General features: G+C 65.0%; 15 protein-coding genes and 1 tRNA gene. 10 read left to right on the forward strand and 6 right to left on the reverse strand.

What is annotated here, in order from left to right; genetic code table 11:
• Positions 1-45: 45 nt before the first annotated feature.
• Positions 46-1380, reverse strand: coding sequence for a sodium:calcium antiporter (locus tag BM083_RS09980; protein ID WP_089869037.1), 1335 nt, complete (start codon positions 1378-1380; stop codon positions 46-48).
• A gap of 144 nt (positions 1381-1524) precedes the next feature.
• On the opposite strand from BM083_RS09980, the gene BM083_RS09985 reads away from it, so the two are divergent.
• From BM083_RS09985 to BM083_RS10015, 7 genes are all read left to right on the forward strand, one after another.
• Positions 1525-2355 carry a shikimate dehydrogenase gene (locus tag BM083_RS09985; RefSeq protein ID WP_089869039.1) on the forward strand — a complete coding sequence of 277 codons (831 nt, stop codon included), beginning with the start codon at positions 1525-1527 and terminating at the stop codon, positions 2353-2355.
• A gap of 45 nt (positions 2356-2400) precedes the next feature.
• Complete coding sequence (locus tag BM083_RS09990) at positions 2401-3504, forward strand: helix-hairpin-helix domain-containing protein (protein ID WP_089869041.1); 1104 nt, start codon at positions 2401-2403, stop codon at positions 3502-3504.
• A gap of 77 nt (positions 3505-3581) precedes the next feature.
• Positions 3582-5135 carry an aminodeoxychorismate synthase, component I gene (pabB, locus tag BM083_RS09995; protein WP_089869044.1) on the forward strand — a complete coding sequence of 518 codons (1554 nt, stop codon included), beginning with the start codon at positions 3582-3584 and terminating at the stop codon, positions 5133-5135.
• Positions 5132-5710 carry an anthranilate synthase component II gene (locus BM083_RS10000; protein ID WP_089869046.1) on the forward strand — a complete coding sequence of 193 codons (579 nt, stop codon included), beginning with the start codon at positions 5132-5134 and terminating at the stop codon, positions 5708-5710. The genes pabB and BM083_RS10000 overlap by 4 nt, the downstream gene beginning before the upstream one ends.
• A 119-nt stretch (positions 5711-5829) precedes the next feature.
• Positions 5830-6402, forward strand: coding sequence for a hypothetical protein (locus tag BM083_RS10005; protein WP_089869048.1), 573 nt, complete (start codon positions 5830-5832; stop codon positions 6400-6402).
• Between the two features lie 38 nt (positions 6403-6440).
• Positions 6441-7298 carry an aminotransferase class IV gene (locus tag BM083_RS10010; RefSeq protein ID WP_089869050.1) on the forward strand — a complete coding sequence of 286 codons (858 nt, stop codon included), beginning with the start codon at positions 6441-6443 and terminating at the stop codon, positions 7296-7298.
• Positions 7299-7351: 53 nt separating this feature from the next.
• Positions 7352-7771 (forward strand): Rieske (2Fe-2S) protein, encoded by a 420-nt coding sequence (locus BM083_RS10015; RefSeq protein WP_089869052.1) that lies wholly within the window; start codon positions 7352-7354, stop codon positions 7769-7771.
• A 2-nt stretch (positions 7772-7773) separates the two neighbouring features.
• Here BM083_RS10015 and BM083_RS23280 read toward each other — a convergent pair whose 3' ends face one another.
• The 4 genes from BM083_RS23280 to BM083_RS10030 form a co-directional block, all read right to left on the reverse strand.
• Entirely contained in the window at positions 7774-7938 is a 165-nt protein-coding gene (locus tag BM083_RS23280) for a hypothetical protein (RefSeq protein ID WP_177197601.1), read from the reverse strand.
• 215 nt (positions 7939-8153) lie between these two features.
• Positions 8154-8228, reverse strand: a tRNA-Met gene (locus BM083_RS10020).
• An 81-nt stretch (positions 8229-8309) separates the two neighbouring features.
• A complete protein-coding gene (locus BM083_RS10025) occupies positions 8310-8756 on the reverse strand; it encodes a GtrA family protein (protein WP_089869054.1) in 447 nt (148 codons plus the stop codon).
• Positions 8749-9534, reverse strand: coding sequence for a glycosyltransferase (locus BM083_RS10030; protein WP_089869056.1), 786 nt, complete (start codon positions 9532-9534; stop codon positions 8749-8751). The genes BM083_RS10025 and BM083_RS10030 overlap by 8 nt, the downstream gene beginning before the upstream one ends.
• A gap of 119 nt (positions 9535-9653) precedes the next feature.
• Between BM083_RS10030 and BM083_RS10035 the strand changes: the two genes are divergently transcribed.
• Entirely contained in the window at positions 9654-11978 is a 2325-nt protein-coding gene (locus BM083_RS10035; protein ID WP_089869058.1) for a DUF2298 domain-containing protein, read from the forward strand.
• 69 nt (positions 11979-12047) lie between these two features.
• On the opposite strand, the gene BM083_RS10040 is transcribed toward BM083_RS10035, so the two are convergent.
• Positions 12048-12314: an HAH_0734 family protein gene (locus tag BM083_RS10040; protein ID WP_089869060.1), complete on the reverse strand. Its 267-nt coding sequence runs from the start codon at positions 12312-12314 to the stop codon at positions 12048-12050.
• Positions 12315-12577: 263 nt separating this feature from the next.
• On the opposite strand from BM083_RS10040, the gene BM083_RS10045 reads away from it, so the two are divergent.
• Complete coding sequence (locus BM083_RS10045; RefSeq protein ID WP_009366299.1) at positions 12578-12859, forward strand: 50S ribosomal protein L44e; 282 nt, start codon at positions 12578-12580, stop codon at positions 12857-12859.
• Positions 12860-12863: 4 nt separating this feature from the next.
• The gene (locus BM083_RS10050; RefSeq protein ID WP_009366298.1) at positions 12864-13037 is read left to right on the forward strand and encodes a 30S ribosomal protein S27e; all 174 of its coding nucleotides are present in this window, start codon (positions 12864-12866) and stop codon (positions 13035-13037) included.
• Positions 13038-13047: the final 10 nt, after the last annotated feature.

The following is a 13047-nucleotide window of genomic DNA, read 5'->3' on the forward strand; positions in this document are numbered from 1 at the left end:
AGAGTAGGTGCGTCGAGGCGCTAAAACGAGTCGATTTCGTCGAACTCAGTCGTCGCTCTTCACGTCTGCACTACCGGTCCGCGCTTCCTGAATCGTGTTCGCGGTGAGTTGTGCGACCTCTTTGACGTCACTCAGCCGGGTGGCGAACATCGCGACGCCGAGGACCATGTAGACGGCGGTGTACGCGATGAGTATGTTGTAGGTATCGAACGAGGGGACTGTACGGATGAAGTAGAACTCGACGACGACTTGCGAGACGAACAGGACGAGGATGGCGATTGCCTCGCGCACGCTGATACGGAAGTTGATGAGCACGGCGAGCGCGAAGAAGCTCTGTGCCGCCGTAATCCAGATTTCTCCCGCCTGCTTCTGGTCGAACGGGAGGACGCCGTATCGACCGAGTGCGATGCTGTAGACGACGACGAGCGTCCCGATGAGGAGCGTCCACTGGTTGAGTTTCGAGGAGATGAGCGCGTTGAACGCTGCCGTCGACCGAGCCTTGTTGACGAGGTAGGCGACGACGATGAGTTCGGGACTCTCACTCGCCAGCGGTGCAATCCACTGAATCATGAAGAACGGCGGGATTCCGATTCCCTTCCCTAGCTCTTCCAGACCGTGTGCGAACGGTTCGACGGCGGTGAAGATGAGGAATCCGGAGAACGCAAAGAGGGTCAGGACGGTGGCGATACGACGGGCTTTCGGGTACTGCTGGAGATGTGCGGGGACGCCGACGTGAGCCTCCGACTCCTCGACGTCGCCGCGAATGATGATGGCGATGTAGGTGACGTAGATGCCGACGAGGACGACCATGTCGATGATGTCTATCCCGTTGCCGAGAGGGACGAGGAACGCGTAGAGCGTCGCGGCGCTCAGAAAGAGAATCTCGGTGGCGATACTTCGGTCGAGTTTGACCGCGTCGGCGAGGAAGCCGTCGTTCTGTTCGACGGCAGTGTCGTTAGTCTTCTGTGCGCGCCAGATGGAGAAGAGGGCGATACCGGACCAGCCGAGTCCGATGAGGATGCGGTTTGCACCGGTCATGTTGGCGACGGCGAGGTTTGCGGCTTCCTGACCGGCGGGCGTTCCGGCCTGCGCGCCCGCTTGCCACGCGAACAGCGCGTCGACTGCGTACTCGGGCGCGACGGCGAGCACGGCGAGTATCGCCAGTGCGAACGCCCTCGGGACGTCTTTCTCGGCCGTCTCTGCCCCCCACGCGAGCAGGAACGACGCGCCGAGTACCGCCAGCCCACTGACCCCGACGACGGCGAGTGTGCTGGTTGACTCGGCGTGGTGCATCCCCGTCGCGTAGAAGACGAGCCACGGCACGGTGAGAATCACCGCTCCGACGAGGGCAGAAAGCGGGTGGCGAAGTAACGAGGTCATATCGAGGCGAACTCTTGGGAGACAAGTATCTTTTCCGCTTCCGGACATCGATATCGGCCGGTAGAGTCATAAACGACGCTTCTCGGCACCGTTCCACTTGCGGGAGACGCGCTGTTTATGACTCACCCTCTCCTGCACCGCGGTATGCAGGTCTTCGGACTCGTCGGTAACCCCGTCGGACACTCACTGTCGCCGCCGATGCACGAGGTGGCCTACGAGGCGCTCGGCATGGATGCCCGCTACGTGACGTTCGAACCGGACCCCGACTCGCTCGCCGACGCCGTCCGCGGTGCGGACGCGCTCGGTATCACCGGACTGAACGTCACGATTCCGTTCAAACAGGAGATGCTCGAACTCGTCGACCCCGACCCGCTGGCCGCCCGTATCGGCGCGGTCAACACCGTCGACTTCTCCAGTGATGGCGACGTTCCGACGGGCTACAACACGGACGCAGGCGGTGCACGACGCGCGCTGGAGCGACACGACGTCGCTCTCGACGGCGCGGCTGCCGTCGTCGTCGGCGCGGGTGGCGCGGGGCGAGCCGTCGCGTTCGCACTCGCCGACGCGGGGGCGACGGTCCACGTCGCCAATCGGACGGAATCGACGGCGACAGAGCTCGCGGACGCCGTCGCCGAGACGGAGAGCGTCGCGAACGACGCGGTGACTGCGGGTGGACTCGATTCGTTGGCACCGACCGTCCCCGACGCGGACGTACTCGTCAACGCGACGAGCGTCGGGATGGAGTCCGACGAGACGCCGGTCCCCGCAGAGCTACTGCACGCCAACCTCGCCGTGATGGACGCCGTATACAGCCCCTTGGAGACGCGTCTCCTGCGAGACGCCACCCAAGCCGGTGCGACCACCGTCGACGGCGCGTGGATGCTGCTGTATCAGGGGGTCGAAGCGTTCGAACACTGGACCGGTCGAGACCCGCCAGTCGACAAGATGAACACGGCGCTTCGGTCCCGGCTCTGACGCTGTCGTTGGCCTTTAAATACCGGGCACTCTTACTGTCGCTCAATGTCACTACTCGACAAGCTGAAATCGCTGCTCGGGATGGACAGCGCGTCCACAGAGCGAGAGCGTCGAGATTCGAGCGATTCGAGCGTTACGGTCGAACGCGACACGCGAGCGGACCGGACGGACGCCAACGCCGAGAGCGAGGCAGTCGCCGAGGGGAAAGAAGCACCCTCCGACGTCGACACCGAGAAACGGGCCGACCACGAGGACGTCGACGCCGAGAACGAAGCGGCAGTCAAGGGAACGGACGAACCAGCCGACGACTCGTCTGACGACGACTCGGCCGACGAACCCGCGGGCGAAGAGACGACGTCCGCGGCGTCGACCGAGTCGATGGTCGAAGAAGAAGCGGTCGACGACGCCGACGAGGCGGCCGAGACGGCCGAGGCCGCAGGTCCCGACACCGACGCTGGTGCCGCCGAGACGGCGGACGTCGAAACCTCGGACGCAGTGTCAGAAGCCGAAGAAGCCGAAGTCCCCGACGCTGAAGCGGACGACACAGGCGACGTAGACGAGGAAGACGAGCCAATCGCCGAAGACACCGACGCGTCGTCGTCGACGGACGCACTCGTCGACGAGGATGCCGAGGGTGCAGAAGCCGCTGAACCGGCCGAAGCCGCCGGGCCGGGAGCCGACGAGATGGACGTCGACGTCGACGAGGAGAGTGAGGAGGAAGAAGCTGAAACAGCGGATGTCGACGAGGCTGACGAAGTCAGCGAGGAAGACGAGCCAATCGCCGAAGACACGGACGCGTCGTCGTCGACGGACGCACTCGTCGACGAAGACGCCGAAGACGTCGAGGCGGCCGAACCGGCCGAAGCCGCCGGACCGGAGTCCGAAGACGTCACTACCGACGTCGACGATGCGGAACACGACACCGACGCGGATGGCGACGAGTCCGAAGACGCAGACGCCGGGCCGGACGACTCGCCCGACGTCGACACGGTGAAAGGAATCGGCCCGGCGTACGCCGACCGACTCCACGAGGCGGGTATCGAGACGGTCCACGACCTCGCGACGGCCGACGCCGCCGACCTCGCTGGAAAAATCTCGGTCTCCGAGAAGCGCGTCGGTCGCTGGATCGACCGCGCCCAAGAGCAGTAAACCTCCTTCTATCACACCGCTGTCCTGCGGTCGCCCGTCACGAAACCGTTACCTGTGGCCATCTCGACTCCAGAGGTATGGCAGAACCCACCGCCGTCACCGACCGCCCGACCTTCCGTGCTCTCGCTACCGAGACACCGGTCGGCGGCCGCGTGCCAATCGAAGTTCGCCTGTCGGTGGGTGACCCTTTCGAGGCCTACCGACGAGCACGAGACGGTCCCGGTGGGGTCTATCTCGAAACGACCGGCGGGCGCTCCGGGTGGGGCTACTTCGCCGTCGACCCGGTCGAACGGTTGCAGGTGAGCGCCGACGCCGTCCTCGCCGACCCGGAGACACCGGGGCACGGCGACTTCGCGCGTCCGTCGCCGTCGCTCGCGGCGCTCGACGGTCTGCTCTCCGGAGAGACGCTCGTCCGTGGCGACTGCGAGGTGCCGTACCCCTGCGGCGCGTTCGGATGGCTCTCGTACGACATCGCCCGCGAACTCGAATCGCTCCCTGCGCACACCGTCGACGACAGAGCACTTCCGCACCTCCAAGTCGGCGTCTACGACCGTGTCGCCGCGTGGCGAGAACCCAGAGGCGAGAGCGACGAGGAGACGACGCTCCACGTCACCTGCTGTCCGCGGATTCCGTCGAACTCCGACCTCGACGCTGTCTACGACGACGCACTCGACCGAGCGCTCGGACTCGCAGAGGCGGCCATCGCGGGCGACCCGTCGGTCGGCCCGCCGCCAGTCGACGCCCGCGAGGCCGAGTTCGTCAGCGACTGCGGCCGCGAGGTGTACGCCGACCGGGTTCGACGCGTCAAAGAGTACATTCGCGACGGCGACACGTTCCAAGCAAACATCGCGCAGCGACTCGTCGCGCCCGCCGCCGTCCATCCGGTCGACGCCTACGCGGCGCTCCGGCGGGTCAACCCCGCGCCCTACTCCGGTCTCGTCGAGTTCTCCGGTCCGGGGTGGTCGGGCGGCATCGACCTCGTGAGCGCGAGTCCCGAACTCCTGCTCGAACGCGACGGCGACCGACTCGTGACCGAACCCATCGCCGGGACGCGCCCGCGTGGGAAGACGCCCGACGAGGACCAGCGACTCGAAGCCGACCTGCTCGGCGACGAGAAGGAGCGTGCGGAACACGCGATGCTCGTCGACCTCGAACGCAACGACTTGGGGAAAGTCTCGGAGTACGGGTCTGTGGAGGTAACGGACTACCGACGCGTCGACCGCTACTCGGAGGTGATGCATCTCGTCTCGTTGGTCGAGGGCCGCCTTCGCCCGGACGCTACCCTCGCCGACGCCGTCGCGGCGACGTTCCCCGGCGGCACCATCACTGGCGCACCGAAGCCGCGAACGATGGAGATTATCGACGAACTCGAAGCGACTCGCCGTGGTCCCTACACCGGGAGCATGGCCGTCTTCGGCTTCGACGGACGGGCGACGCTGAACATCGTCATCCGGACGCTCGTTCGCTGGCGCGACGAGTACCATCTCCGTGTCGGCGCGGGTATCGTCCACGACTCGGACCCCGACAGCGAGTACGACGAGACGCTGGCGAAGGGGAGAGCGCTCGTGAACGCCATCGACGAGGCGCTCGGCGAGCGCGGTGACCTCCGCGTGGAGGAGGTCGAACGGTGACCACCATTCTCGTCGTCGACAACTACGACTCGTTCGCCTACAACCTCGTCCAGTACGTCGGCGAGTTCGCCGACGAGGTAATCGTCCGGCGTAACGACGCCGTCGACGTTGACGGGATTCGCGCGCTCGACCCCGACGGCATCGTCGTCTCGCCCGGACCCGGCACGCCCGAGGATGCCGGCGTGTCGATTCCGGTCTTCACAGAACTCGACTACCCGACGCTCGGCGTCTGTCTCGGGCATCAGGCACTCTGTGCCGCCCTCGGTGCACCCGTCGGTCACGCACCCGACGTCGTCCACGGCAAACCCTCGACCATCGTCCACGACGGCGAGGGCCTCTTTCGTGGGCTTCCCGAGCGATTTGCGGTCGGTCGATACCACTCGCTGGCCGTCGAACGCGACGACCTGCCGGCCGAACTCGTCGAGACGGCGTGGACCGACGACGAGCGCCGAGTCGTGATGGGCGTCCGCCACCGGTCGAAACCGCACGTCGGCGTACAGTTTCATCCCGAGAGTATTCTCACGGAAGGTGGCAAAGAGATGGTTCGGAACTTCGTCACGTACGCGAACCAGTAAGTACACATCGAACTCGACGGGTGCGACGAGTGCGACCGGTTCGACGAAGCAATTAAACAGGGTGCGCATACGTGACTCTGGGTCGACATTCATCTCCTCACGACGCGTATCAGCAGTAGATGACGTTCGTGCTGCAGTTCGAGGTAACCGGACCGGTCACGTTCGTGTTGTTCGTGCTTCTGTTTCTCCTTGCGATTGCCTTGGTTGTGTTCCTCGTCACGTTCGTGGGTGGACTGCTCGTCACAATCGTATCGCTCCCGCTACTGGCCGTTCTTCCGTCGGTTCGGCAGGTGTTCGTCGGACTCACTGAACGCCTCACGGGTGGCTCCGTCGACTCACTCACCGACCGGTGGTTCCTCGTCGTGTACGCCCTCTGTATCGAGTCGTACGGGTTCGTCTTCGTAATCTGTCTGTTCACGTTCGTCGACACGTATTGGCCACTGATAGAGGGTGTCGAGCAGTGGTTCGCATCGCCCACCGTAGCCGGTCTCGCCGGTGCCTTCGCCGTCGTCGCTGTCGCTGTGTTCGGTCTCCTCGCATTCGTCGGTACCCGGACCGTGTCGCTCTCGACGCTTCGCGCCGTCGGTGAGTGGGCCGTCTATCTCGTCGTCTATCACGTGCTGACGCTCGTCGCGGCGTTCGGCTTTCCGATAGCTCTCGTCCACGCCTTCGATTGGATTCTCCGTTACTGAGGACACGACTTTTATCGACGCGCACGACAGACAAACCGATGCAGTACCACGTCGACGGCGAACTCCGCGACGCCGACGAGGCGACGGTGAACGTCCGCGACCGAGGCTTCCTCTACGGCGACGCCGCCTTCGAGACACTCCGCGCGTACGGCGGCGAGGTGTTCGAGTGGGCGGCCCACGCCGAGCGCCTGCGAGAGACCTGCGAGACGCTCGAACTCGACCACGACCTGACCGACGAGGACCTCCGCAGCCGAATCGACGAGACACTCGCGGCGAACGACATCGACGAGGCGTACGTCCGCCTGTCGGTGACTCGCGGCGTCCAACCCGGGAAACTCACGCCGAGCGAGGAGATCGACCCGACCGTCGTCGTCATCGTGAAGGAGTTGCCGCGCGGTGGCCGCGGAAGCGACTCCGTCTGGGACGGCCCGGCGACGCTTCAAACCGTCCGGACACAGCGCGTCGCGGACCGCGCGATTCCGGCGAACGCGAAGACCCACAACTATCTGAACGGCATTCTGGCGCGACTCGAACTCCGGGCGACAGGTGCGGACGAGGCACTCGTGCTCGACGCCGACGGCCACCTCGCCGAGGGCGCGACGAGTAACCTCTTTTTCGTCGACGGACAGGCGCTCAAGACGCCGAGTCTCGACGGTCCGGTGCTCCCGGGTGTCACCCGCTCCGTCGTCCTCAACCTCGCTCGCTCGGAGGAGATTCCGGTCGAGGAGGGGACGTACACGCTCGACGACGTGCGGAACGCAGACGAGGTGTTTCTCACGAACACGACGTGGGAGATTCGGCCCGTCGACACGGTCGACGGTCTCGACGTCGACGGTGGCCCGGTGACTGCGCTCCTCTCGAAACTCTACGACGAGCGCGTCGAGGCGTACTACTGAGCGGTCGGTCGCAAGCTACAGACCTAAATCCCGTCACCGAGTAGCGAGAGTCGATGCAGGCTGCCCGCCAGATTACGACGGTCGACGAGGTGCCGGAGAAGAGCACGTTCCTCTTTACCGTGCGCGACACCGAGACAGACGAAGAACGGGAGGCGATTCTCGTCAGAACCGACGGCGAGATAGTCGGGTGGCTCAACTACTGCCAACACTACACGCACATCAAACTCGACAAAGGGTCCGGTGCGCCGATGCGTGACGGCGAGGTCATCTGTGCGAACCACGGAGCGTACTTCGAGTGTGACACGGGCCGCTGTACCTTCGGTCCGTGCGAAGGCGCGTACCTGAACGGTCTCGACCTCTCCGTGGAGGACGGCGTCGTCTCACTCGCCGACGGGGGCTACGAGTTCGTCGCCGCCGGCCCCATCGAGTCCGACCCCGCAGACCTCTCCTCGAAGTCGAACATGGAGTTCTGAGGCTACTGGGTCTCTTCGTAGGAGCGCTCGATGTACGCCGCGAGTTCGCGCTTCGGGTGCGCTCGCCGGAGGTGGCTGACCAACGTGACCTCTGCTGCGAGTGAGTGGTGGCACAGCGGGCACTCGACCGGTAGCCGTGTCGCACTCCGTTCTTTATCGGTACTCATGCCGTACTACAGGTGCGCTGAGGGCAAAAAGCCGTGTGCGCGACGAGACGCGCCGCTTGTGCGTTGAGTTCCTGAAAATAGCGGGAAGTAGAGTTGAACCTCAGTCGCTCCGCTACGCTTCGCTCCTTGGTTCAAACTACTCCATACAACTCGCACGGACTCACAGCTATCACGCCGAGACGAGACTCGGCGTCTGAGTGTAAGTCCGAGAGAAGTAGCGGGAAGTAGATTTGAACTACCGATCTCCGGGTTATGAGCCCGGCGGAATCTCCTGGCTATCCCATCCCGCTACCTGATGCAAACCGCGGCTAACTGTTAAGGGTTGTGATTCCGCCGCCGTATGTGTGTTTTCGACTCACTCGCACCCCCGGTCAGTGCTCGCCGACACGCCACGTGAACAGGCTCTCGGCGACGTAGTTGAAGAACATCGACGCGCCGATGGCGATGGGGAAGGGAAGCACCGTCCAGAGGTCGAACCCCGCGACGACGAGAGAGAAGTCGAGAAGTCGGAGTCCGCGGACGATGAAGAACTGGACAGCGACGCCGCCGCTGCGGACGAGGTTGGACTTCACGAACCGTTTGAGTGCGTTGAACCGCCCCGCAGTCCCGTGTTCGGCGAACGTCCAGTTGTCGTTGATGAGGAACATCACGACGATGGCGACTTCGGCACCGACGAGTTTGGCGTACTCGGCGAGGACGCCGAAGAAGACGGTCAGTATCGTACTCACCGTGAGGTCGAACACCGCGCCGACGGCACCCACGGAGGCGAACTTCCCGAACCGAACCCCGGAGACGAGTTCGTCGATGCTGCTACTCATCGAGCGCCTCTGCCGCGAGGCGGTCGACGAGCGACGGCGGCCCGTCCCGGCGCGATTCGAGGAGTTCGTGGAGGCTGTCGTCGGCGAGGAGTTTCGCTCGGTGGCGGGCGACGAGGAGGCCTCGTCCGAGTCGATACGTGGTGTAGGCAGGCGAGACGGTCGAACCGGGTTGGTCCTCCCAGACGACGGGCACCTCGGCGAGTCGCGCACCGAGTGCGGCGGCGACGGCGACGAGTTCGATGTCCCACGCGAACCCCGGTTCGTAGAGGTGCCGCCGGACCGACCGCCACGTCTCGCACGTCATCGCCTTCGCGCCGCACTGGTAGTCGTAGAGTTTCGCGTCGAGGAGGTGTCGCGCTATCCACGCGAACCCGTCACCGAGATAGCGACGCGCGAACGTCTGGTGAGAGGCGACGGTGGCGTCTGGATGTCGCCGCGACCCGACGGAGAGGTCCGCGCGGCCGGAGAGGACGGGTTCGAGGACGTCGGCGATGGAGTCCGCAGGGGTGCTACCGTCTGCGTCGGCGAAGACTAGCACGTCGGTATCGAGCGCCTCGAACCCCGCCGTGATGGCGGTTCCCTTCCCGCGGCGATGGGCGACGGCGTTCACCTCGACGGGGAGGGTGGACACCGATTCGACTACCGCCGGCGTGGCCGCGTCGAGTTCGATGCGGACGACGTCGGGGGCAAGCCGCTCCTGCAGTGCCCGGACGTAGTCGCCGAGGAGGGCGACGTCCGGACGGTACGCGGGGATGACGACCCCGACGGTCTGCGTCATATCTCGGGGTTCCACACACGCGCTGAAAAAGCGTTTGACTCTCGACTGTGGTGGTCTCCCCGTACGGTGTGCTCGAACCCAAAAAGCGTATACCGCCGCCAGTCCGTCACTCTCGGTAGATGGAACTCGTCCCGCTCGTTCTGTGGCTCTTGCTCTACGCGCTCCTTGCGGGTGCAGGGCTTTCGCTCGCCCTGCGACTGTTCGCGCCGTTGCCGACTCGCGGTGTCGGCTTCGCGCTCCCCGTCGCCCTCGTCGTGCTGACCACGGTCGGCTACTGGGTCGGCCACCTCGCGTTCGGCGTCGTCGCCCCCGTCGTCGGCTTGCTCGTCTTACTGGCGCTCTCTGCACTCGCCGGACTCGACCGAGACGCACTCCGCGAGCGTCGCGTCGAACCTGCCGCCGACCTCGACTTCGACCGCTCGGCCGCCGTCGACACCGTCGCCGTCTTCCTCGTCGCCTTCGCCTTCCTCGTTCTCGTCCGTGCCGCCGACCCGGCGGTCCACGCGGGCGGCGGCGAGAAGTTCCTCGACTTCGGTCTCCTCAAGTCACTCATGATGTCGCCGACGCTCCCGCCAGAAGACATGTGGTTCGCGGGCGAACCCGTCCGCTACTACTACGGCGGCCACCTGACGACGGCGCTCGTCGCGAAACTCGCCGGTGTCGCCCCCGCGTACGCGTACAACCTCTCACTCGCCGGGTTCTACGCGATGCTCGTCACCGCGGCGTTCGACCTCGCCGGTTCGGTTGCCGCCGCGCGCGGCGGGTCTCGCCGTACTGCTGGCCTCTTCGCCGCCTTCTTCGTCGGCTTCGCGAGTAACCTCGTCACGGCGAGTCGACTCGTCCTCCTCGCCGTCCCGGACCCGCTTCGGACACAGATTGCAACGGCGCTCGCCGAGCAGTCACGCTACTCGGTCGCCGACTTCCTCGCCGGACCGTCGTCGTTCAGCTACTGGTCTGCGAGTCGCGTCATCCCGGGGACGATAAACGAGTTCCCGCTCTTCGCGTGGCTCAACGGCGACCTGCACGCCCACATGATGGGGACGGTCTTTCTCCTCCTCGGGGCGGCGCTCTGCTACAGCTACTACCGAACCCCGGCGACGAACCGACGGCGACGCTGGGCGCTCGTCTTCCTCGTCCTGCCGCTGCTCGGGAGCGTCCAAACCTACACCGACACGTGGAGTTTCCCGTCGATATTCGGTCTGCTCTTTCTCACGCTCACGTTCGCCCCCGCCGACCCGCTCACGGTCTTCTCGGAGTCGATTCCGAGACGACTCCGTGGCTCCATCGGTGACTCGTGGCTCGGAGGGGAACTCGTCCGGACCCTCAGCGCACTCGTCATCACCGCCAGCGCGGGCGGGTTGGCCGTGCTTCTCAGTCTCCCGTTCCTGCTCGCCGCCGGGGCCAGTCGCGAGGTGGCCTTCTTGACGCTAGAGATGCGGAGTCCGCTCGGACCACTGCTGCTCGTCCACGGCGCGTTCCTCGTCGCGTTCGCGGCGTACCTCTACGACCGCCTCGGTGTCGACAGCAGTCGACTCCTGCTCGTGGTCGCGCTGGCCGCCGTCGGCGTCGTCGCCGCCCTTCAGCAGTTCGCCGTCCTCTTCGCCGTCGCGCCGCTGCTCGTCTTCGGGTGGCTCGCCCTCCGGATGGACCGCGACGTCGGCTACGAGACGGTCCTCGTCGTCGCCGGGGCGGGTCTCGTCCTCCTCGTGGAGCTCCTCTACGTCAAGGAGCAGGCGGGACCGGGGCGGATGAACACGGTGTTCAAGACCTACATGCAGGTGTGGGTGCTCTGGGGAACGGCGATGGGTGCGGTCCTCTCGGGGCTCCTCCAATCACCCTCGCTCGCGGCACCGAAACTCCGCCTTCGAGCCGCTCGCTCGGTTCTCGGTGTCGTTCTCGTCGTCGCTCTCGTCGCCTCGACGTCGGTGTACGGCGCGTTCGCGGTCTCACAACATTTCGACCAGCACTCGGGGTCGACGCTGGATGCGACGGCGTTCGCGACGGAGCAACATCCCGAGGAGGCGAAAGCCATCGACTGGCTCGACGAGCGAGCGACGGCGGAGACGACGCTCCTCTCTGCGCCCGCGACGAGTATCTATCCGGACGCACAGAACGGCTCGTACCCCTACCCACCCGGGATGTACAGCTGGGACTCGAGTCCTGCAGCGAGTCTAACCGGTGTCCCGACTGTCGCCGGCTGGCACCACGAAGTCGGCTATCGCGGCTACGACGCCTACCACCAGCGTGTTCGCGTCGTCGACGCGGCGTACACCGGGTCGACCGAGGAGTTCCAGTCGGTCGTCTCGGAGTACGACGTCGAGTACGTCTGGGTCGGTCCGGCCGAGCGCGCCCGCTACGGCGACACACTCTCGATTTCGGAGAGGCCCGGCGTCGAGGTGGCCTACGAGACGGAGGCGGTGACTGTCTACCGCGTCGACGGCTAGCAGCGAGAGATAGTGGGGACTGCGCGGACTGAGCGTGAGGCGTAATCTCGCGAAAAAGTGTGCGCCGAATCAGACGGCCATGTCGCCTTTCCCTTTCACGACGTCGAGGGCGTCGGCGTCGATGGTGTCGACGTCCAGCCAATGTGGAACGTACTCTCGTTTGTCGAACTTTTCGCGTTCGTCTTCGGTTCCGATGACGCACCACAGTTGGACCTCCTCGGGTCCGTGGTAGTCGCCTTGGCGCTGGATGGAGAAGCAGACCTGCTCTGTGTCGTCGTAGTTGATGATGGCGTCCTTCCGGATGCCGGGGTCCCCGTGCACGATGAGGTGCTTCATGACCGGCAGTTGGCACAGTCTCCGCTTAACGGCTTCGGAACTGAGAGGGAGTATCGTAGCCAGACGGAGACACAGCGAGTCTCGCCCGAGTACGGTGTCCGAGTTGCTCAGAGAGCATCGACCAACGTCTACGAGACACCCGATGCGTGTGACTACGTCCCGCACGTTGACGCCGAGACGGTGTGGATGTGGCGCAAACCGCCTCTCGGAAACCAAACTCGTTTTAACGTCCGACGTCAAACCTCGCGTAAGGTAGATACTCTATGCAGATGCCTCGCCGATTCAACACGTACTGTCCGCATTGTAAGGCACACCACGAACACGAAGTCGAGAAGGTCCGTAAGGGCCGCCCGACGGGGATGAAGTGGAACGCGCGTCAGCAGAAGCGCGGGAAGAAGGTCATCGGGAACGCCGGTAAGTTCTCGAAGGTGCCCGGTGGCGACAAGCCGACGAAGAAGACCCACCTGAAGTACCGCTGCAGCGACTGCGGCAAGGCTCACATGCGTGAGGGCTGGCGCGCAGGCCGACTGGAGTTCCAGGAGTAGACCAATGGCAGGAAACTTCTACAAAGTTCAGTGTCAGGACTGTGAGAACGAACAGGTCGTCTTCGGCAAAGCGGCGACGGTCGTCAACTGTGCCGTCTGCGGCACCGTCCTCGCCCGCCCGACCGGTGGCAACGCCACCTTCGAAGGCGAGGTTACCGAGACCGTCGAGGCACGGTAAGCGCTTGGAG

It is taken from the genome of Halogranum rubrum (assembly GCF_900114455.1).
Classification (GTDB): Archaea; Halobacteriota; Halobacteria; order Halobacteriales; family Haloferacaceae; genus Halogranum; species Halogranum rubrum.

Bases quoted from the DNA above. Each gene is read 5' to 3' on its own strand.
- BM083_RS10050 (WP_009366298.1), top strand. From the start codon at position 12,864: ATGGCAGGAAACTTCTACAAAGTTCAGTGTCAGGACTGTGAGAACGAA.
- BM083_RS10035 (WP_089869058.1), top strand. From the start codon at position 9,654: ATGGAACTCGTCCCGCTCGTTCTGTGGCTCTTGCTCTACGCGCTCCTT.
- BM083_RS09990 (WP_089869041.1), top strand. From the start codon at position 2,401: ATGTCACTACTCGACAAGCTGAAATCGCTGCTCGGGATGGACAGCGCG.
- BM083_RS23280 (WP_177197601.1), bottom strand. From the start codon at position 7,938: ATGAGTACCGATAAAGAACGGAGTGCGACACGGCTACCGGTCGAGTGC.
- BM083_RS10045 (WP_009366299.1), top strand. From the start codon at position 12,578: ATGCAGATGCCTCGCCGATTCAACACGTACTGTCCGCATTGTAAGGCA.
- BM083_RS10010 (WP_089869050.1), top strand. From the start codon at position 6,441: ATGCAGTACCACGTCGACGGCGAACTCCGCGACGCCGACGAGGCGACG.
- BM083_RS10025 (WP_089869054.1), bottom strand. From the start codon at position 8,756: ATGAGTAGCAGCATCGACGAACTCGTCTCCGGGGTTCGGTTCGGGAAG.
- BM083_RS10015 (WP_089869052.1), top strand. From the start codon at position 7,352: ATGCAGGCTGCCCGCCAGATTACGACGGTCGACGAGGTGCCGGAGAAG.
- pabB (WP_089869044.1), top strand. From the start codon at position 3,582: ATGGCAGAACCCACCGCCGTCACCGACCGCCCGACCTTCCGTGCTCTC.
- BM083_RS10040 (WP_089869060.1), bottom strand. From the start codon at position 12,314: ATGAAGCACCTCATCGTGCACGGGGACCCCGGCATCCGGAAGGACGCC.
- BM083_RS10005 (WP_089869048.1), top strand. From the start codon at position 5,830: ATGACGTTCGTGCTGCAGTTCGAGGTAACCGGACCGGTCACGTTCGTG.
- BM083_RS09985 (WP_089869039.1), top strand. From the start codon at position 1,525: ATGCAGGTCTTCGGACTCGTCGGTAACCCCGTCGGACACTCACTGTCG.
- BM083_RS09980 (WP_089869037.1), bottom strand. From the start codon at position 1,380: ATGACCTCGTTACTTCGCCACCCGCTTTCTGCCCTCGTCGGAGCGGTG.
- BM083_RS10030 (WP_089869056.1), bottom strand. From the start codon at position 9,534: ATGACGCAGACCGTCGGGGTCGTCATCCCCGCGTACCGTCCGGACGTC.